17 protein-coding genes are annotated in these 18,614 nt (G+C 66.1%); all 17 read right to left on the bottom strand.

Annotated features, from left to right (window positions below; genetic code table 11):
- Positions 1-288: 288 nt before the first annotated feature.
- The 17 genes from SUTH_RS06180 to SUTH_RS06100 all read right to left on the bottom strand — a co-directional run bounded on the left by SUTH_RS06180 (position 289) and on the right by SUTH_RS06100 (position 18,433).
- Positions 289-1,248, bottom strand: a complete 960-nt coding sequence (locus SUTH_RS06180; RefSeq protein WP_041097928.1) for a Gfo/Idh/MocA family oxidoreductase — start codon at positions 1,246-1,248, stop codon at positions 289-291.
- Positions 1,245-2,099: a class III extradiol dioxygenase subunit beta gene (locus SUTH_RS06175; protein ID WP_041097927.1), complete on the bottom strand. Its 855-nt coding sequence runs from the start codon at positions 2,097-2,099 to the stop codon at positions 1,245-1,247. Before SUTH_RS06175 ends, SUTH_RS06180 begins: the two co-directional genes overlap by 4 nt.
- A gap of 1 nt (position 2,100) precedes the next feature.
- Positions 2,101-2,553 (bottom strand): protocatechuate 4,5-dioxygenase subunit alpha, encoded by a 453-nt coding sequence (gene ligA, locus SUTH_RS06170; RefSeq protein ID WP_041097926.1) that lies wholly within the window; start codon positions 2,551-2,553, stop codon positions 2,101-2,103.
- On the bottom strand, positions 2,553-3,467 hold the full coding sequence (locus tag SUTH_RS06165; RefSeq protein WP_041097925.1) for an amidohydrolase family protein: 915 nt from the start codon (positions 3,465-3,467) through the stop codon (positions 2,553-2,555). The genes ligA and SUTH_RS06165 overlap by 1 nt, the downstream gene beginning before the upstream one ends.
- 2 nt (positions 3,468-3,469) lie before the next feature.
- Entirely contained in the window at positions 3,470-4,402 is a 933-nt protein-coding gene (locus tag SUTH_RS06160; RefSeq protein WP_041097924.1) for an NAD(P)-dependent oxidoreductase, read from the bottom strand.
- Positions 4,402-5,085 (bottom strand): 4-carboxy-4-hydroxy-2-oxoadipate aldolase/oxaloacetate decarboxylase, encoded by a 684-nt coding sequence (gene ligK / locus SUTH_RS06155; RefSeq protein ID WP_041097923.1) that lies wholly within the window; start codon positions 5,083-5,085, stop codon positions 4,402-4,404. Before ligK ends, SUTH_RS06160 begins: the two co-directional genes overlap by 1 nt.
- Before the next feature lies 1 nt (position 5,086).
- Positions 5,087-6,115, bottom strand: coding sequence for an amidohydrolase family protein (locus tag SUTH_RS06150; RefSeq protein WP_041097922.1), 1,029 nt, complete (start codon positions 6,113-6,115; stop codon positions 5,087-5,089).
- Positions 6,116-6,132: 17 nt separating this feature from the next.
- Complete coding sequence (locus SUTH_RS06145; RefSeq protein WP_197539652.1) at positions 6,133-6,825, bottom strand: substrate-binding domain-containing protein; 693 nt, start codon at positions 6,823-6,825, stop codon at positions 6,133-6,135.
- 75 nt (positions 6,826-6,900) lie between these two features.
- Positions 6,901-7,854 (bottom strand): LysR family transcriptional regulator, encoded by a 954-nt coding sequence (locus SUTH_RS06140; RefSeq protein WP_041097920.1) that lies wholly within the window; start codon positions 7,852-7,854, stop codon positions 6,901-6,903.
- A 121-nt stretch (positions 7,855-7,975) separates the two neighbouring features.
- Positions 7,976-9,763 carry an acyl-CoA dehydrogenase gene (locus SUTH_RS06135; protein ID WP_041097918.1) on the bottom strand — a complete coding sequence of 596 codons (1,788 nt, stop codon included), beginning with the start codon at positions 9,761-9,763 and terminating at the stop codon, positions 7,976-7,978.
- Between the two features lie 86 nt (positions 9,764-9,849).
- On the bottom strand, positions 9,850-10,722 hold the full coding sequence (locus SUTH_RS06130; protein ID WP_041097916.1) for an amidohydrolase family protein: 873 nt from the start codon (positions 10,720-10,722) through the stop codon (positions 9,850-9,852).
- Positions 10,719-11,489: a crotonase/enoyl-CoA hydratase family protein gene (locus tag SUTH_RS06125; protein ID WP_041097914.1), complete on the bottom strand. Its 771-nt coding sequence runs from the start codon at positions 11,487-11,489 to the stop codon at positions 10,719-10,721. The genes SUTH_RS06130 and SUTH_RS06125 overlap by 4 nt, the downstream gene beginning before the upstream one ends.
- A 226-nt stretch (positions 11,490-11,715) precedes the next feature.
- Entirely contained in the window at positions 11,716-13,590 is a 1,875-nt protein-coding gene (locus SUTH_RS06120; protein ID WP_041097912.1) for a feruloyl-CoA synthase, read from the bottom strand.
- 34 nt (positions 13,591-13,624) lie between these two features.
- Positions 13,625-14,770, bottom strand: a complete 1,146-nt coding sequence (locus tag SUTH_RS06115; RefSeq protein ID WP_041097910.1) for an ABC transporter substrate-binding protein — start codon at positions 14,768-14,770, stop codon at positions 13,625-13,627.
- 78 nt (positions 14,771-14,848) lie between these two features.
- The gene (locus SUTH_RS06110; RefSeq protein WP_041097908.1) at positions 14,849-15,616 is read right to left on the bottom strand and encodes an ABC transporter ATP-binding protein; all 768 of its coding nucleotides are present in this window, start codon (positions 15,614-15,616) and stop codon (positions 14,849-14,851) included.
- Positions 15,613-17,394 carry a branched-chain amino acid ABC transporter ATP-binding protein/permease gene (locus SUTH_RS06105; RefSeq protein ID WP_041097906.1) on the bottom strand — a complete coding sequence of 594 codons (1,782 nt, stop codon included), beginning with the start codon at positions 17,392-17,394 and terminating at the stop codon, positions 15,613-15,615. Before SUTH_RS06105 ends, SUTH_RS06110 begins: the two co-directional genes overlap by 4 nt.
- A gap of 1 nt (position 17,395) precedes the next feature.
- The gene (locus tag SUTH_RS06100; RefSeq protein WP_041101806.1) at positions 17,396-18,433 is read right to left on the bottom strand and encodes a branched-chain amino acid ABC transporter permease; all 1,038 of its coding nucleotides are present in this window, start codon (positions 18,431-18,433) and stop codon (positions 17,396-17,398) included.
- Between the last annotated feature and the right edge of the window lie 181 nt (positions 18,434-18,614).

Below are 18,614 nucleotides of genomic sequence, written 5' to 3'. Positions count from 1 at the left end.
GCAGAGGGTGCCGAGGGCGCCAGGGGGCCGCCATCGCTCATGTCACCCGGACCGGGCTGCGCCCGATCCTCCTTCTTGACTTCGCCATGTCGGCCCCCTGCCACCCGCGGCGGGGTACGCCCGCGGTTCTGAACCGCCAAACACCCAAGGCGTGTCCCGAACGGGCCGGCCGGGTGCTCTGCAGAGCGAAGTAAAGAAGGAGGCGACGGCCTAAAGCCGGCGACGGGTGACATGAGCGGCGCAGAGCACCCGGCCGGCCCGCTCGCGGAACGGACAACAGGTTTCATCCTAGGCTCTCTTCGCCAGCTGCTGTTCAAGCTGGTGCAGCGTGTAGTAGCACGGCAGCACCTGCGCCACGCTGCCGTTGGGCTCACGGCCCTCGCGGATCGCGGCGAAGAACTCGCGGTCCTGCAGTTCGATGCCGTTCATCGAGACATCGACCTTGGTGACGTCGATCTTGTTGTCCTTGCCGTCGATCAGGTCGTCGTAGCGCGCGATGTAGGTACCGCTGTCGCCGATGTAGCGGAAGAAGGTGCCGAGCGGGCCGTCGTTGTTGAAGGAGAGCGACAGCGTGCAGATCGCGCCGGTGCTGCTCTTCAACTGGATCGACATGTCCATGGCGATGCCGAGACCCGGATGGATGGGGCCCTGCAGCGCGTTGGCGGCGACGATGCTGCCGCCGGTCTGGTAGGCGAACAGATCGACGGTGTGCGCGGCGTGGTGCCACAGCAGGTGGTCGGTCCAGCTGCGCGGCTGGCCCAGCGCGTTCATGTTGCTGCGGCGGAAGAAGTAGGTCTGCACGTCCATCTGCTGGATGTTGAATTCGCCCGCGGTGACCTTGTTGTGCACCCACTGGTGACTCGGATTGAAGCGCCGCGTGTGGCCGCACATGGCGACCAGCCCGGTCTTCCTTTGCAGCGCCACCACCGCCTCGGCGCCGGCCAGGCTGTCGGCCAGCGGAATCTCGACCTGCACGTGCTTGCCGGCGTTCATGCAGGCGACGGCCTGATCGGCGTGCATCTGCGTCGGCGTGCACAGGATCACCGCGTCGACCTCCTTCATGGCCAGGCTGTCGGCGAGATCGGTGGCGACGTGGCCGATGCCGTACTTGTCGGCGACTTCCCTGGTCTTCGCCAGATCACGACTGATCAGCGAGACGACTTCGACGCCGTCGATCAGCTTGATCGCATCGAGGTGCTTGATGCCGAAGGCGCCGGCGCCGGCCAGCGCAACTTTGATGGTTTTCATGTGTTCTCCAGGATCAGATGGCCGACGGCGGTGTTGCTCGCCGGCACATGGTAGAAGCGGTGCGCAACGCGCGGCGCGCGTTTGTCAAACTCGTCGTTCATCGCGCCGCGCGCGATCAGCCACATCACGAGCTCGATGCCTTCCGAGCCGGCTTCGCGCACGTAGTCGATGTGCGGCTTTTGCGCCAGCGTCGCCGGATCGGCGATCAACTGGTCGAGGAAGGCGGTGTCCCACTCGCGATTGATCAGGCCGGCGCGCGGGCCCTGCAACTGGTGGCTCATGCCGCCGGTGCCCCAGATCTGCACCTTCAGCGGCCGATCGTAGGACGCGACGGCCTTGCGGATGGCGCGGCCGAGATTGAAGCAGCGGCGGCCCGAGGGCACCGGATACTGCACGACATTCACTGCGAATGGAATCACCGGGCAGGGCCATTCCCGCGGCTGGCCGCACATCAGGGAGAGCGGCACGGTGAGGCCGTGGTCGACGGCCATCTTGTTCACAATGGTCAGGTCGAAATCGTCCTGGATCACCGATTGCGCGATGTGCGCGGCGAGTTCCGGATGGCCTTTCACCACCGGCACCGGGCGCGGGCCCCAACCTTCGTCGGCCGGCTGGAACTCGGCTGCGCAGCCGATGGCGAAGGTGGGAATGATGTCGAGGCTGAAGGCCGTGGCGTGGTCGTTATAGACGAGGAAGATGACGTCGGGCGTGTTGTCCTTCAGCCACTGCTTCGATTTGTCGTAGCCGGCGAACAGCGGCTGCCAGTAGGGCTCGCCGGTCTTGCCGAGGTCGATCGCGGCGCCGATGGCGGGCACGTGCGAGGTATAGACGGATGCGGTGATGCGGGCCATGTCAGCAGCCCTCCTTTGTGCCGGCCTGGCCGCGTTTACCTTGCGGCTGGCGGTGTGCCTGGGCATCGCCGTCCTCGCCGATGTAGCGGTTGCCCTCGATCGAGCGGCCGCCGCGGATCATCATGTCGCGGTATTCCTCCTCGCTCATGCCGGTCATGCTGCCGGCCATCTGCTGGAAGGATTTGCCGTCGGTGGCGCCGATGCGGGCGAGGAAGTAGATGTTGCCGCCCAGCGCGATGCAGCGGTTGAGGTCGCGCGCCATGACGGCCAGCTTCTGCTCCTCGCTCATCGGCCATTCGTCGAGGTAGGCGCGTTCGTCGGCCTTGAAGCGGGCGCGGTTCTCCGGCCTCATCAGCGAGACGCAGAACTGGTTGAGGTGGTATCCCTTGCGCGACTCGTCGGCATCGAAGATCGTCGTGCCGGGAACATCCTGGTAGGGCTTGTCGAGCGACACTATTTTTCCTCCGGCCAATACAGGCGCATCGGGTTGTCCACCAGCAGTTTTTGCTGCAATTCGGGCGTGGTCGCGATGTGCGGAATGAAGTCGACCAGCAGGCCGTCATCGGGCATGTGGTCCTTGAGATTGGGGTGCGGCCAGTCGGTGCCCCACAGCACGCGGTCGGGGAAGGTCTCGACGATGCGCTTGGCAAAGGGCACCACGTCGCGATAGGCATTCTGCTCGCCATTCAAGGCCTTCGGCCCGGTGAGGCTCAGGCGCTCGGGACAACTGACCTTGCTCCAGACGTTCGGGTAGTCGCGCATGAACTTGACGAAGAGCTCGAACTCGGGCCCGTCGACGGGCTTGCTCACGTCGGGGCGGCCCATGTGGTCGACCACGATGGTGGTCGGCAGCGCCGTGAAGAAGTCCCACAGTTCGGGCAGGTCCACCGCCTCGAAATAGATCACCACATGCCAGCCCAGCGGCGCGATGCGCGCGGCGATTTCCATGAGCTCGTCCTTCGGCGTGAAGTCGACCAGCCGCTTGACGAAGTTGAAACGCACGCCGCGCACGCCGGCCGCGTGCATCTGCTGCAATTCGGCATCGCTCACCGTGCGCCGCACCGTGGCGACGCCACGGGCCTTGCCATTTGAATGCACCAGCGCATCGACCATGGCGCGATTGTCGGCGCCGTGGCAGGTGGCCTGCACCACGACATTGCGGGCGAAACCGAGGTGGTCGCGCAGCGCATAGAGCCGGGCTTTCGAGGCGTCGCAAGGCGTGTACTTGCGCTCCGGCGCATAGGGAAACTCGGCGCCGGGGCCAAAGACATGGCAGTGCGCGTCGACCGCGCCGGCGGGCAGCTTGAAAGTCGGCGCTGACGGGACGGCGAACCAGTCGAGCCAGCCGGGAGTTTTCTGGAATTCCATCCTCAGTCCTTCGGCTTCACGTTGGCCAGGATGCGGTCGGCCTCGACGCGCCAGTCGGTGCTGCGGGCGAAGCCGGCGCTGCCCCTCTTGCCGAACACGCCGGCGTCGGCCAGGTCGGCGACCCAGGCCTGGCGCTCCGCCGTGCCCTGCGCCGACCACGGCACGAGGCCGGCTTCGCGTACTGTCGCGGCAACTTCGCGCACTTCCTCGCTGCGGCGGCGGCCATGCTCGATGACGCGCTGGAAAAAGTAGGCGCCCTGCTTTTCCCAGTCGATGCCGGGGAAGGTTTCGTAGAGCGAGGCAACTACCTGGTCCTCGACATCATAGGCGCGCGCCGCGGTAAAGCTTTCGATCACCATGGCTTCGAGGCCCTTGATCATCACGCTGCGGCACATCTTGGTGGCGGAGGCGACGCCGAGCTTTTCGCTGGCGACCTTGCCCTCGAAACCCAGCACCTTGAGCAGCGGCGCCAGCTCGGCGGCCCCTGCCCCGCCCAGCAGCAGCGGCACGCGGCTGCGATAGGGCGGAATCGAGGTCATCACCGCGCCCTCGACATAGCGCCCCCCTGCCGCATCGACGATGCCGGCGGCCTTGATCTTGGCGCCGGGGGACGCGGAGTTGAAATCGAGGAACCAGGCGCCCGGCTTGAGAGTCGGCGCCGAGGACACGGCGACCGCGAGCGTCTGGTCGGCCGTGACGGCGGAAATCACCAGGTCGGCGGCTCGCGCCAGGAAGGCATGGCTGGTCATGGGGCGCACGCCGTATTGCGCCGCATGAGCCAGCAGCGGCGCGTCGTCAGCCGTGCCGAACTTGATGTCGTAGGCCAAAATGTCTTCGACGCCGCGCGCGCGCAAGTCCTCGGCGAGGATGCGCCCGACCTCGCCGTAACCGACGAGGCCGATGGACCACTGCAATGGATTGGCGGGAATGCTCATCAGTCGATGTACTTGAGCCCGGCCTTTTCCAGCGCGGGGCGCATGTCGTACATGTCGAGGCCGAGCACACCGGACGCCAGCTTCTCGCGCTTGGCGCCCTCGTTGGCCTCGCGCTTCGCGGCGGCTTCCAGCGTCGCAGCAGCCATCGCGCGCGGCACGCAGACCACGCCGTCGTCGTCGGCGACGATGACGTCGCCGGGCGTCACCAGCATGCCGGCGCAGACCACGGGGATATTCACCGAGCCGAGCGTGGCCTTGATCGTGCCCTTGCTGCTGATGCATTTGCTCCAGACCGGGAAGCCCATCCCGGTCAGCGTCTTCACGTCGCGTACGCCGGCGTCGATGACCAGGGCGCGCGCGCCGCGGGCCATGAAGCTGGTGGCCAGCAGGTCGCCGAAGTAACCGTCGCTGCACGGTGCGCTGATCGCCGCGACGACGATGTCGCCGGGCCGGATCTGCTCGGCGACGACATGCATCATCCAGTTGTCGCCGGGGTGCAGCAGCACGGTGACGGCGGTGCCCGACACCTGCGCGCCGGCGTAAATCGGCCGCATATAAGGTTGCATCAGTCCGACGCGACCCATGGCTTCATGCACCGTGGCGCTGCCGTAGCGCGCGAGGCCGTCGGCGATGTTCGCCCCGGTGCGTTCGATGTTGCGATAGACGACGCCCAGTTCGTACATGTCATTTCCCCTTTGCTTTGAGCGCCGCATCCAGTCGCGGATAGACGCGCCGCGCATTGCCTTCGTACACCTTGTAGCGGTCTTCCGCGCCGAGGTTGAGCGTCGCTTCGATATAGCGCTTGGTATCGTCGAAATTGAAGCCGGTCTCTGGATCGATGCCCTTCACCGCGCCGATCATTTCCGAGGCGAACAGGATGTTGTCCACCGGAATCACTTTCGTCAGCAGGTCGATGCCCGGCTGGTGATAGACGCAGGTGTCGAAGAACACGTTGTTCAGCAGGTGGTCCTTGAGCAGCGGCTTCTTCAACTCCTGCGCCAGGCCGCGGTAGCGGCCCCAGTGGTAGGGCGCGGCGCCGCCGCCGTGCGGGATGATGAACTTCAGCTCGGGGAAGTCCTTGAACAAGTCGCCCTGGATCAACTGCATCACGGCCGTGGTGTCGGCGTTGATGTAGTGCGCGCCGGTGGTGTGGAAGCAGGCGTTGCAGGAGGTCGAGACGTGGACCATGGCCGGGATGCCGTGCTCGACCATCTTTTCGTAGATCGGATACCAGTGGCGATCATGGAGCGGCGGCGAAGTCCAGTGGCCGCCGGAAGGATCGGGGTTGAGGTTGATGCCGACGAAGCCGTATTCCTTGACGCACTTTTCCAGCTCGGCGACGCAGGTTTTCGGATCGACTCCGGGCGACTGCGGCAGCATCGCGGCGCCGATGAAGTTGTCGGGGAAGAGTTGCGAAACGCGGAAGCACAGCTCGTTGCAGATCGCCGCCCAGGTCGAACTGACGTTGAAATCGCCGATGTGGTGGGCCATGAAGCTGGCGCGCGGCGAGAACACGGTGAGGTCGGAGCCGCGTTCCTTCATCTTCTTCAGCTGGTTGGTCTCGATCGACTCGCGCAGTTCGTCGTCGCTGATCTTCAGCTCCGAGACTTTGGGCATCAGCGCCGGGTCCTTGATGCCGGCGATCTGGCGGTTGCGCCAGTCTTCCAGCGCCTTGGGCGCGGTGGTGTAGTGGCCGTGGATGTCGATGATCATGGTGGTTTCTCCGGGAATCAGGCGGGTTCCATGCCCTGGCGACGCTTGGTCAGGGCGGCCTCGGGCGAGCGCATGAAGTCGAGCAAGTCGCGCACGGCCTCGGGCTGGGTCGAAGCGGCGCACAGGGCGCCGGCGAAGGTGCTGACGATCTCGCAGCCGGGCGGCATGGTGCCGACCACGGCGATGCCGAAGGCATGCGCCATTTCGCTGTATTGCTGGAAACCGAGCTCGACCTTTCCCTCGGCGACGAGTTGGGCCACCGGCACGCCGGGCGGCGCCTGCACCACGCGCTCGCGCACTTCGTCGGCGATGCCCCAGCGCTCGAACAGCTTCATGAGTTCCGTGCCGCTGGGGCCGGTCGAATAACCCAGCGTCTTCGCGGCCAGCACGGCACGGCGCAGTGCCCCTTCCGATCCGACGTCCGGCCGCGCGGCGCCCGCACGCACGGCGATCGCCACCGTTGATCTCACCAAGTCGGCCTTGCTGTCGGCCACGACATGTCCCGAGGCGACCAGCCGGTCGATTGCATCGGCGGCCAGCACCACGAGGTCGAAGGGCTCGCCGGCCTGCACGCGTTTGGCCGCATCGACGCCGCCGACCGATTCGAAGGAAACCGCGACGCCACGCTGCATTCGATACGCAGCGGCAAGTTCAGCCAGCACCTGGCGCGTCGCCATCGACGAGATACCGCGAATGACCGGAGTCTGCATGTGCACCACCCAAAATCGATGCGAGCATTTTGACAAAACCGCGCTGGCGGGCCTAGCCGCCACGGGCACTACTAGCTATCGCGTTTTGTTATGGGTGCGACTGGGAATGGCTGGCGGCACGGGCTCCGCCGCCGCCAGGATCAGCTCGCGCAGCAGGCGCAGCACGTGCTTGGTCAGCGGCGTCGACGGCTTGTGCGCCGACACCGCGAGGCACAGGGTGCTGGTCAGGCGCGGTTCGACCAGCTTGCGCAGGACGAAGGCCTCGGGCGAACCGGAGGCCGCCAGCGCGGTCGGCGTCAATATGGCGTGGCCGTGGCCGGCGCGCACCAGTTCGAGGATGGACTGCACGCTGGAAATTTCCAGCGCCACATTGAGCTTGTGGCCAGCCAGCGCGGCCTGGGTTTCCAGCAGCTTGCGGATGGCGTGGCTGCGTTCGGGCAGGATCAGCGGGAAAGCAGTCAACTCGGCCAGCGTCACCGTGTCGCCAGCGCCGACTTTCTTCTTCGGCTTCGCCCCGGCCGGGCTGACCATGCCCAGCGGTTCGTCCAGCACGGGCGTGAGTTCGAGCGCGGCCTGCGATTCCGGGTTGTGCAGCAGGCCGACATCGACGCGGCCGGTGGAGATCCATTCCGCCAGATGGGTGGACAAGCCCTCGACGATGGCCAGTCGCGCCTTCGGCAGGCTGCGGCGAAAGCCTTCGACCAGCGGCAGCGTCAGCAGCCGGCCCATGCTCGGCGGCAGGCCGACGACGATGCGCCCGGCCGGCTCGCCGCGCGTGGTCTCCAGGTCTTCGCGTACCCGCGACATCAGTTGCAGGATGCCGATGCTGTGGTCGAACAGGCGCTTGCCGGCCTCGGTCAGCACCACGCCGCGGCCGTTGCGCATCAGCAAGGTCACGTGCAGGTCGGTTTCCAGCAGCCGCACCTGGCGCGACAGCGCCGGCTGCGCGATGTTGAGGATCAGCGCCGCCTTGCTGAAGCTGCCCAGCTCGGCGACGCGCACGAAGTATTCGAGTTGCTTGAGGTTCATTGAGCCACCGGAGCATGCACGACATCGGTGAGGTCATCACATGAACAATCGACCTCGCGGCCTATTCTAGCTCGCGCTGGACACGGCCACGGTACTTGGCGCTGCCGCGCGGTGGGCTGCCTTACTCGACGTCCCGCGCGAATGCAGTCGCCGTCTCGCCAGCGCCGACTATTGCCGCCGCCAGCGCCGGGGCCTGCACCGCGAGGGCGTGGGCGTGAAAACACGCGAGTTCGATCAGGCCGCGCAGGTAGTCGGCGCCGTAGGCTTCCGCTGCGGTCGGCTTGGCCGCCGCAAGCGCCACGCGCGCCAGTTGCCAACTGCCGCAGACCGAACCCAGCAGGTGCAGGAAGGGCACCGCGCCGGCCAGCACGGCGGCGAGGCGCTCGCGCCCGTTGGCGAGGATCCAGTCCAGCGCACGCTCCAGCGCGGCGATGTCCTCAGCGAAACGCACGGCCATTGATTGCATGCCCTCGGCCGCTGCGAGTTCGGCGGCAACGCCGCGCATTTCAACGATCAGTTCGCGCAGGGTTGCGCCGTTTTCGCGCAGCACTTTGCGGCCGACCAGGTCGTTGGCCTGGATGCCGGTGGTGCCTTCGTAGATGGTGATGATGCGCGCATCGCGGGTGTGCTGGGCGATGCCGGTTTCCTCGACGAAGCCCATGCCGCCGTGCACCTGGATCGCGTCATAGCAGACCTGCTGGCACAGCTCGGTGCTCCAGCCCTTGACCACCGGCATCAGCAGGTCGACGTAGCGTTTGGACTTGTCCGCCGCCGCCGTGTCCGGCGAATGGCGCGCGAGGTCGAACCAGCCGGCCGCCGTGTAGGCCAGCGCGCGCGCCGCCATGATGCGGGCGCGCATGGTCAGCAGCATGCGCTTGACGTCGGGATGGTTGATGATGCTCTGGCCCACCGCGCCGGTGACCGCGTCGCGCCCCTGCACGCGCTCGCGGGCGAAGGCCAGCGCCTGCTGGTAGGCGCGCTCGCCGATGCCGATGCCCTGTACGCCGACGCCGAAGCGCGCCTCGTTCATCATGATGAACATGTATTCGAGGCCGCGGTTCGGCTCGCCGATGATCCAGCCCGTCGCCCCACCTGCGTCGCCGAAGCTCATGGCGCAGGTCGGGCTGCCGTGGATGCCCAGCTTGTGTTCGAGCCCGACGCAGCGCACGTCGTTCCGCGCGCCGGGGCTGCCATCACGATTGACCAGAAATTTTGGCACGAGGAACATCGAAATGCCCTTCACGCCCGGCGGCGCATCGGGCAGGCGCGCCAGCACCAGATGCACGATGTTGGGCGTGATTTCGTGGTCGCCGTAGGAGATGAATATCTTCTGCCCGCTGATGCGGTAGCTGCCGTCCGCCTGCGGCTCGGCGCGGGTGCGGATCGCGGCGAGGTCGGAGCCGGCCTGCGGTTCGGTAAGGTTCATGGTGCCGCCCCACTCCCCCGTGACCAGCTTTTGCAGGTAGGTGGCCTTGAGTTCGTCGCTGGCGGCGAGCAGGATCGCCTCGGATTCGCCGGTGTTGAGTTGCGGCAGCATGGTGAATGCGGTATTGGCGGAGAACCACATTTCCCAGACCGGCGTCGCCACGCACTTGGGCAGGCCCTGGCCGCCGTAGTCGGGCGAGAGTCCGAGCCCCACCCAGCCGCCTGCGGCAAACTGTTGATAGGCCTCGGTCCAGCCCGGCGGGGTGATGACCTTGCCGTCTTCGAGGCGGCAACCGGCGCGGTCGCCGACGCTGTTGAGCGGCGCCAGCACGCCGGCGGCGAACTTTCCGGCTTCCTCGAGCACGGCATCGACCAGGTCGGGCGTCGCCTCCTCGCAGCCGGGCAGTCGCGAGACCGCGCCGAATTCCGCGACCTCCTTGAGCAGGAAGCGCATGTCGGCGAGCGGTGCGGTGTAATCGGTCATGGTCGCGTGTCGTGTAAGAGTCGGCGCTCGCGGTACGGCGATGCTGCGCGAGGACTACCTCGGCGCGAGCCTCGCAGCACCGGTATTCATGCCGGCTGATCCAGCTTGAGCAGGCGGATGGCGTTCTGTTTGAGGATCAGCGGCTTGACCGAATCCTTGAACCCGGCCTGTTCGAAATCCTCGAGCCAGCGGTCGGGCGCGATCAGCGGAAAGTCGGAACCGAACAATATGCGGTCGCGGAGCAAAGTATTGGCGTACTGCACCAGTTGCGGCGGAAAATATTTCGGCGACCAGCCTGAGAGGTCGATCCAGACATTGGGCTTGTGCAGGCAGACCGAGAGCGCCTCGTCCTGCCAGGGCCACGAGGGATGGGCGATGACGATCTGCATGTCCGGAAAATCAACCGCGACGCCGTCGAGCAGCATCGGGTTCGAAGTCTCCAGGCGCAGCCCGCCGCCGCCGCGCATGCCGCTGCCGATGCCGGAATGGCCGCTGTGGAAGATCGCCGGCAGCTGGTACTCGGCGATCACTTCATACAGCGGCCAGGCCATGCGGTCCTGCGGATTGAAGCCCTGCACCGTCGGGTGGAACTTGAAGCCCTTGACGCCGTAATCCTCGATCAGCTTGCGCGCCTCGCGCGCGCCCATGCGGCCCTTGTGCGGGTCGATGCTGGCGAAGGCGATCATCATGTCGCTGTTCTGCTGCGCGGCTTCGGCGACCTCCTCGTTGGGGATGCGCCGGTTGCCGATGTGCGATTCGGAATCGACGCTGAACATGACCAGGCCGATCTTGCGTTCGCGGTAATAGGCGATCGTCTCCGCGATGGTCGGCCGGTTTGCGTTCTTGAAATACTTGTCGGCGGCGCGTTCGTAGGGCTCGAAATACGGGTCTTTCGGCTGGCAGCAGGAGACTTCGGCGTGGGTGTGGGTGTCGATCGCGACGAGTTCGTTGAGGTTCACGTCTGCGGCCCCTTGCCCTTGCGGTTCAGAAACTGGCCGATGCGCGCGACCACTTCGGGACTGGTCTGCGTCAGGGCGGCGGTCAGCGACTCGACGTAGAAGCCGTCGTCGGTGGACATGTTGCCGATGCGCTGGATCGCCGTGACCATGGCGTAGTTGGCCATCGGTGCGTTCTCGGCGATGCGCGCCGCCAGTTCCTGCGCCCTGGCCATGCCCTCGCCCTTGCCGACGAGATAGTGCGACAGCCCCAGGGCCTGGCCTTCCTCGGCATTCAGGATGCGGCCGGTCAGCATCATTTCGGCCATGCGCCCCTGGCCGACGATGCGCGCCACGCGCACCGAGGCGCCACCGCCGACGAAGATGCCGTGACGGCCTTCGGGCAGTTGATACATCACCGAGGGCTCGGCGACGCGCACATGGGTTGCCGTGGCGAGTTCGAGGCCGCCACCGATCACGGCCCCGTGCAGCACCGCCACCACCGGGATGCCGGTCATCTGGATCTTGTTGAACAGGCGATGCCAGCCCTGCGAATGCAGCATGACGCCGAAGGGTTCGCGGTGCTGGTGCTCGCTGAGGTCGAGTCCGGCGCAGAAGTGGTCGCCGGCGCCGGCCAGGATCACCACCCGGGCTTCGGCGGGCCGCTCTTCCCATGCCTTGTCCAGCGCGTCGAGCAGGCGGTCGCTGATGGCGTTGCGCTTGGCCGGACGATTCAGCGTGATGGTGTAAACGAGGCCATCAGTCGAGTGTGTTACGAGTTTGTCTGTCACGGGGTGTTCCTTTGCGGCACTGAATACTTGGTTCGGAGCCCCTCGTAACTGACGCGCGCAGCGCGCCGATCAGTAACCCCCCGCGAGGGGGGAAGGGGGGCGGGCGAATGATGATTTTTAGTTACGGCCGCTGCGCTTAACGCCGATGATGCCGGCGTTAGCCTCCACTGTAACTTTGTTTTCGCGGGTTTCATCCTCGGCGGTTGGCGCTTGCAAGCAACGAGCATCAGATGAAGATGACGGCCGCATCGGGGACGTCGGAATACAGTTCCAGCACGCGGTCGGCGCGGCGCGTGAGCACGGCGCGCTGGTTGATGTAGCCCTTGTCGGTGAGTTCGCCATGCTCGGACGACGGCGGCTCGGCCATCAGCAGGGCGCGCGTCGGATAGGTCGAAGAACCACCTCCCTGCTGCTTGAGGCGCATCAGGCCTTCGCGCATGCGCTCCTTGATCACCGGATGGCCGATGACCGTGGCCGCGGGAGCGTCGTCGCCAAGGCTTGCCAGGCGGCGGCATTCCGCGATGTTCGGAAACACCAGGAAGCCGATGTCGTCGCGGTCATGTCCCGTAAGCACGATGTCCTGGGCAATTGGCGAAAGCGCGCTGATGCCGGCGACGCGGATGCTGCCGACATGGACCCAGGTGCCCGACAGCAGCTTGAAGTCCTCGGCGACGCGGCCGTCGAACAGCAGGCCCTGCTCGGGCTTTGCCGGATCGACGAAGGACACGGCGTCGCCGATCATGTAGAAGCCTTCCTCGTCGAAGGCCGCCTTGGTCAGCGCGGGCTGCTTCCAGTAGCCGGGAAACAGGTTGGGACCCTTGACCCGCACTTCCAGCTTGTCCGCCACGGGTACCAGCTTCAGCGTGGTGCCCGGAATCGGCACGCCGATCACGCCGGAGCGCACCGCCTGGAAGTGGCAATCGGTGCAGGCCGGCGCGGTTTCGGTGGAGCCCCAGGACGAGAGCATGACCACGGGATGGCCCAGCTCCATGACCGCGAGGCGTTCGAGTTCATCCCAGGTCGACTGCGGCAGGGCGGCACCGGCGTAGAAAATGATCTGCAGGCGCGAGAAGAAACTCTTGCGCAAGGCGGCGTTGTCGCGCAGCTCGGCCACCAGCAGCGCATAGGCCAGCGGCACGCTGAAATAGATGGTGGGGGAGATGTCGGTCAGGTTCCTCACCGTCTTCGGCAGCAAGGCCGGCAGCGGCTTGCCATCGTCAATGTAGAGGCTGCCGCCAAAGCGCAGCACCTTGTTGAAGTTGTGGCTGCCGCCGAAGACGTGGCTCCAGGGCAGCCAGTCGCAGATGACGGGCTTCTGCGTGTTGAGGAAAGGCCAGATCACCGACTTCATCTCGACGTTTGAGCACATCATGCGCTGCGTGGTGATCACCGCCTTGGGCGCGCCCACGGAACCCGAGGTGAACAGGAACTTGGCAATGGTGTCGGGAGTGATTGCCGCAAACGCGGCCTTCACCGCCGTGTCGTCAGCGCCGTCCGAGTGGATACCGCTTCGCATAACTTTCTCGATGTCGGCGAAGGGCAGCGTTCCCGGCTGGGGCTGGCTGCGGCTGCCGGCGACAACGACGCCGTCATGCAGCCCGGCGATGGCATTGAGCGCCGGCAGGAAACGTTCGATGGAATCGGCAAAGATGACGCCGGGACGCAGCAGCTCGACGTTGGCCTTGAGCTTGAGGAAATCCCTGGAGAGCAGCGAATTGCCGGGCGACACCGGACTGATCGGCACGCCGACATGCAGACAGGCCAGCATCAGCAGCGCATGTTCGATGCCGTTGTCGGAGAGCACCAGCACCGGCCGCTCGGGCGAGAGATTCTGCCCGAGCAGCCAGGTGGCGATGCGATACACGCGCGTGAGCGCCTGCCCGTATGTCACCTTGACCCATTCGCCATCCAGACCGCGCTCGGCGATCAGGACGGCATCCGGCGTCTCGCCCGCCCAGCGTTCCAGCCACTCGCCGGAACAGCGCGAGTAGTCGGGCAGCGTCAGGGCCGAACGGAACAGGCGGCTGCCGTCCGGCCGGGCTTCGAGAATCACGGCCGGATCGACGAACAGCTCGGCCGGCTTGCGGGCGATGGGGCTCATGCGACGTCCTTTTGCTTTGTGGCGGTGACGCGGCTTACTTGGAAATGACCTTGAAAGCGCCGTTCTGCACCTGCAACAGCACGCGGGCGCGACGGTCGTGGCCGGAATGGTCGGTCGGGCTCATGTTGAACACGCCATGCACGCCGACGACATCCTTCTCGCTTTCGATCGCGTCGCGCAACGCGGCGCGGAATTCCGCGGTACCGGGCTTGGCCTTCTTCTTGGCCGCCGGAATGGCGCGCGAGGCCAGCGCCCAGGCATCCCACACGTGGCCGCCGAAGGACGACAGCGAGCCGGCGCCATGCTTGCCTTCATATAGCTTGGCGTACTCGGCGCCGGCCTTCTTCGAGGGGTGCGAGTCAGACAGTTGCTCCCACTCGATCAGCGGGCCGGCAACCAGGATGCCGCCTTCGACGTTCTTGCCGCCGATCTTGAGGAAGGCCGGCGAGGGAGCGCCGTGGGTCTGGTAGATCTGGCCCTTGTAGCCGCGCTCGACCAGCGTGCTGTGGGGCATCGCCGCGGGCGCGCCGGAGGCGACGACGAGGATGGCATCGGGCTTGGCGGCGATCAGCTTGACGGCCTGGCCGGTGACGGAGGTGTCGGTACGCTGGAAGCGCTCGATCGGGCCGACGGTAACCCCGTACTTGGCCTTCACGGCGTCGAGCGCCTTGATCCAGGTTTCGCCATAGCCGTCGGCAAAGCCGATGAAGCCGAGCGTCTTCTGGTTGTTGGCCTTCATGTGCTCGAGGATGCCTTCCGCCATCAGCGCAAAGTTCTGCGGCGTGGTGAAGGTCCACTTCAGCTTTTCGCCGTCGGCCGGGTTCGGCGCCAGCGCGATCAGCGGCGTCTTCGACTCGGCGGCGGCGCCGGCGGCGGCCATTGCGGCCGGGGTGATGGAGCCGGCGATCAGCAGATCCACCTTGTGTTCGTTGATCAGCTTGGCAACGTTCTTCACCGTGGCGGTGGGATCGGAGGCCTCGTCGAGGATGATCCAGTTCACTTTTTCACCGCCGATGCTGGTCGGCATCAGTTCGGCCGTGTTCTTTTCAGGGCCGCCGAGCACGGCGGCCGAACCGGTGGCGGAAACGCTGACGCCGATGTTGATGTCGGCCAGAGCGGCGCCGGAGCCGATCAGCGACAGGGCGATGACCAGCGGCTTGATGGACAGTTTGGTTTTCATGCTTTCTCCTCGTGTTGTTGGTTTGAAATGAATCCGGGTATATCGACTTGCGGATGACAACGACAAAGCGGTACGGAATCAGGCGGCGATCGAATGACTGCCGCCAAGCCCGAGATAACTCTCGATCACGCGCGGATCGCCGAGCAGGGACTTGGCATCGTTCTCCACCGCCACGCTGCCATTCTCCAGCACGTAGCCGTAATCCGCCACCTGCAATGCAGCACGGGCGTTCTGCTCGACCAGCAGGACCGAGACGCCCATCTCGCGCAACTGCTGCACGACGCGGAAGACTTCCCTGACGATCAGCGGCGCCAGGCCGAGGCTGGGCTCGTCGAGCATCAGCAGCGCGGGCTTGGCCATCAGGGCGCGGCCCATGGCCAGCATCTGCCGCTCGCCGCCGGACAGCGTGCCGGCCTGCTGCGCCTTGCGTTCGGCCAGGCGCGGGAAAATGGCAAACACCTCGTCCATGGTCTTCGCCTGATCGCGCTCGCCGCGCCGATAACGGGCGAAGGCGCCGAGCAGCAGGTTGTCGGCCACCGACATCTCGCCGAAGAGTTCGCGCTTTTCCGGCACCAGCACCAGACCCCTGGCCACCAGCGCATCGACCGACATCTTGCCGAGCGTCGGCTGACCCTGGTAGCGCACCTCGCCGCGCGCCGGCAGCAGGCCCATCAGCGCCGAGAGCAGCGTGGTCTTGCCGGCGCCGTTGGGGCCGATCACGGTGACGATCTCGCCTTCACGGATTCGCACGTCGACATTGTGGATGGCCTCGACGCGCCCGTAATTGACGCACAGCCCGCTGGTTTCGAGCAGCACCGGTTTCGTGCGGCCGCCTCCGCTGCTCATGCGTCCACCCCGCCCAGGTAGGCTTCGAGCACTTTCGGATTGGCCTGGATTTCCTGCGGCAGGCCTTCGGCCAGGTGTTCGCCGAATTCCATGACGACGACGCGATCGGCCAGGCCCATGACGAAATCCATGTCGTGCTCGACCAGCAGGATCGCCATGCCCTCGCCGCGCAGCTTGTCCAGCAGTTCGGCCAGCGCGCGCTTTTCCAGGTGGCGCAAGCCTGCGGCAGGCTCGTCGAGCAGCAGCAGGGTCGGGTCGCTGCACAGGGCGCGGGCGATTTCGACGATGCGCTGCTTGCCCAGCGGCAGGCTGCCGGCCGCATCGAACAGGTGCTCGCCGAGGCCGCAGCGCTGCAATTGGTGCGCGGCCTCCCAGAGCAGGCGGCGTTCCTCCTCGCGATCGAGGCGCCAGGCCGACTGCACGAAATTCTTCCGCCCGCGCAGGTGGGCGCCGATGGCGGCATTTTCCAGCACCGTCATGTCCTGGTTCAGGCGCACATGCTGGAAGGTCCGGCTGATGCCGAGTTTGGCGATCTCGCGCGAAGCGAGGGCATCGATGCGCTGGTCCATGAAATGAATCTCGCCCTCGCTCGCCGGACTGACGCCGGAGATGCAGTTGAACAGGGTGCTCTTGCCGGCGCCATTGGGACCGATCAAGGCCATCACTTCGCCGGCCCGTACGGTGAGGTTCATGGCGTTGTTGGCGACCAGGCCGCCGAAGCGCTTGGTGACATTTCTCACCAGGAGCACTTCGCGACCGCGCGCCGGGATGTCGCGGCGCGGCAGGGGCAGGGCCGGCTCGACGGTCTTCGCCTGTTCCCGCTGCGGAACCCGGTTGCCGAAGGCGCGCATCAGGATCGGCCACACGCCGTCGCGGGCGCGATGCAAAACAATGATGGTCAGCAGGCCGAACACCACCATCTCGAAGTTGCCGGTGGCACCGAGCAGTTTCGGCAGCAGGTCCTGCAGCCACTCCTTGAGGAAGGTCACCGCCGTCGCCCCGAACACTGCGCCCCAGACCGCCGCGGCGCCGCCCAGCACGGCCATGAACAGGTACTCGATGCCATGGCCGAGCGAAAACGGCGTCGGATTGACGAAGCGCTGCAGGTGGGCGTAGAGCCAGCCCGAGACGCAGGCGAACTGCGCCGCGATCATGAACAGCACCATGCGGTACCAGAGCGTGTTGATGCCCATCGCCTCGGTCATGGTCATGCTGCGCAGGCAGCGCATGGCGCGGCCTTCGCGCGAATCGAGCATGTTCTGGGTGGTGACGATGGCCGCCAGCAGCGTGGCCCAGATCACATAGAAGAAGGCGCGGCCGGAGCCAAGTTCGAGGCCGAAGAGGTCCACCGGCGGAATCCCGTCGATGCCGCCGTGGCCGCCCAGGGCTTCGAGGTTGCTGAAGATGAAGTAGAGCGAAATGCCCCAGGCGATGGTGCCCAGCGGCAGGAAGTGTCCGGACAGGCGCAGGGTGATGAAGCCCAGCGCCAGCGACACCGCGGTGGTGAGGGTCATGCCGACGATCAGGGTACCCCAGGGCGACATGCCGTGGCGCGTGGTGAGGTAGGCCGTGGCGTAAGCGCCGAGGCCGACGAAGGCCGCCTGGCCGAAGGAGGTCAGGCCGCCGATGCCGGTCAGCAGCACCAGGCCCAGCGCCACCAGCGCGTAGAGGCCGATGTAGTTGGTCAGCGTGACGGTGAATGGTGCGGCGAACAGCGGCACCAGGGAAACAGCCAGCATGAAGGCGATCAGGGCGCGGTTGGGCGTGATCAGCACCACCTCAGTGCTCCTCGTCGACGTGGTGCGTGGTCAGCGAACGCCATAACAGCACGGGAATGATCAGCGTGAAGACAATGACTTCCTTGTAGGCCGAGGCGTAGAAGGACGAGTAGGACTCGATCAGTCCGACCAGGATCGCGCCCGCCGCCGCCAGCGGATAGGACACCAGGCCGCCGATGATGGCGCCGACGAAACCCTTGAGGCCGACGAGGAAGCCGGTGTCGTAATAGATGGTGGTGATCGGCGCCACGAGGATGCCGGAGAAGGCGCCGACCAGCGCCGCCAGCGTGAACGAGAGCTTGCCGGCGAGGTCGGCGGAGATGCCCATCAGGCGCGCGCCGGTACGGTTGATCGCCGTCGCGCGCAGCGCCTTGCCGTAGATCGAGCGCTCGAAAAACAGCGCCAGGCCTGCAATCAGCAGCGCCGCGATGCCGACGATCCACAGCGTCTGGAACTGGATGTAGGTCGGCCCGAGATCGAAGCCGCCATCGGTGAATGCCGGCGTGCGGCCGCCCTCGGCGCCAAAGAAATACAGGCCGAGGCCGAGCAGCACGAAATGCACCGCGACCGAGACAATCAGCAGCAGCAGCACCGAGGCTTCGGCCACCGGCTGGAAGGCCAGGCGGTAGATCTGCGGCCCGAGCGGGACGACGAACAGCAGGGCGATTGCTGCCTGCAGCGGATAGGCCAGGCTCTTCAGCGGCAGAAAGTGCACCGCAATCGCCGCGACGGCGGGTAGCATCGCGTTCCTCGCCACGATCAGCGGCAGGCGCGCAGCCGCGCCTTCGCGCAGCGCCGCGACGCATTCGACCAGGGCCACCGCGATGCCCAGCGTGACCACCAGCCACATCGTCGGCGGCAGCAGGCCGGCATGGATCGCCGCCATGGACAGCGCGCCGTAGGCGACGAACTCGCCCTGCGGAATGAAGATGACGCGCGTGACGGCGAACACCAGCACCAGGGCCAGCGACAACAGCGCGTAGATCGCGCCGTTGGTGATGCCGTCCTGGGCCAGGATCAGGGCAACCGATGCATCCACGTGCGCGGCCACTCGGCTTCGAAACCGGCGTGCTTGCGCCGCGGCCGCCCCTGGCGGTTTGTGTTCATTGCTCCTCCAAGCATTATTTATTGTTGGCCTCGCCCCCTGTCCGAGCTGCCAAATCCTTGGCTCGGCGGCGGCGAGTGCGAACGGATTCTGACGCCTGACTGTGTTGCCGTCA

This window comes from Sulfuritalea hydrogenivorans sk43H (assembly GCF_000828635.1).
Lineage (GTDB): Bacteria > Pseudomonadota > Gammaproteobacteria > Burkholderiales > Rhodocyclaceae > Sulfuritalea > Sulfuritalea hydrogenivorans.
The sequence above is the reverse complement of the archived record's forward strand: the minus strand, read 5'-3'. Positions and strand labels throughout refer to the sequence as shown.

Coding starts and splice junctions, on each gene's coding strand:
- ligK (WP_041097923.1), bottom strand. CDS start 5,085: ATGTACGAACTGGGCGTCGTCTATCGCAACATCGAACGCACCGGGGCG.
- SUTH_RS06150 (WP_041097922.1), bottom strand. CDS start 6,115: ATGATCATCGACATCCACGGCCACTACACCACCGCGCCCAAGGCGCTG.
- SUTH_RS06135 (WP_041097918.1), bottom strand. CDS start 9,763: ATGACCGATTACACCGCACCGCTCGCCGACATGCGCTTCCTGCTCAAG.
- SUTH_RS06165 (WP_041097925.1), bottom strand. CDS start 3,467: ATGGAATTCCAGAAAACTCCCGGCTGGCTCGACTGGTTCGCCGTCCCG.
- SUTH_RS06160 (WP_041097924.1), bottom strand. CDS start 4,402: ATGAGCATTCCCGCCAATCCATTGCAGTGGTCCATCGGCCTCGTCGGT.
- SUTH_RS06175 (WP_041097927.1), bottom strand. CDS start 2,099: ATGGCCCGCATCACCGCATCCGTCTATACCTCGCACGTGCCCGCCATC.
- SUTH_RS06110 (WP_041097908.1), bottom strand. CDS start 15,616: ATGAGCAGCGGAGGCGGCCGCACGAAACCGGTGCTGCTCGAAACCAGC.
- SUTH_RS06180 (WP_041097928.1), bottom strand. CDS start 1,248: ATGAAAACCATCAAAGTTGCGCTGGCCGGCGCCGGCGCCTTCGGCATC.
- SUTH_RS06115 (WP_041097910.1), bottom strand. CDS start 14,770: ATGAAAACCAAACTGTCCATCAAGCCGCTGGTCATCGCCCTGTCGCTG.
- SUTH_RS06140 (WP_041097920.1), bottom strand. CDS start 7,854: ATGAACCTCAAGCAACTCGAATACTTCGTGCGCGTCGCCGAGCTGGGC.
- SUTH_RS06120 (WP_041097912.1), bottom strand. CDS start 13,590: ATGAGCCCCATCGCCCGCAAGCCGGCCGAGCTGTTCGTCGATCCGGCC.
- SUTH_RS06145 (WP_197539652.1), bottom strand. CDS start 6,825: ATGCAGACTCCGGTCATTCGCGGTATCTCGTCGATGGCGACGCGCCAG.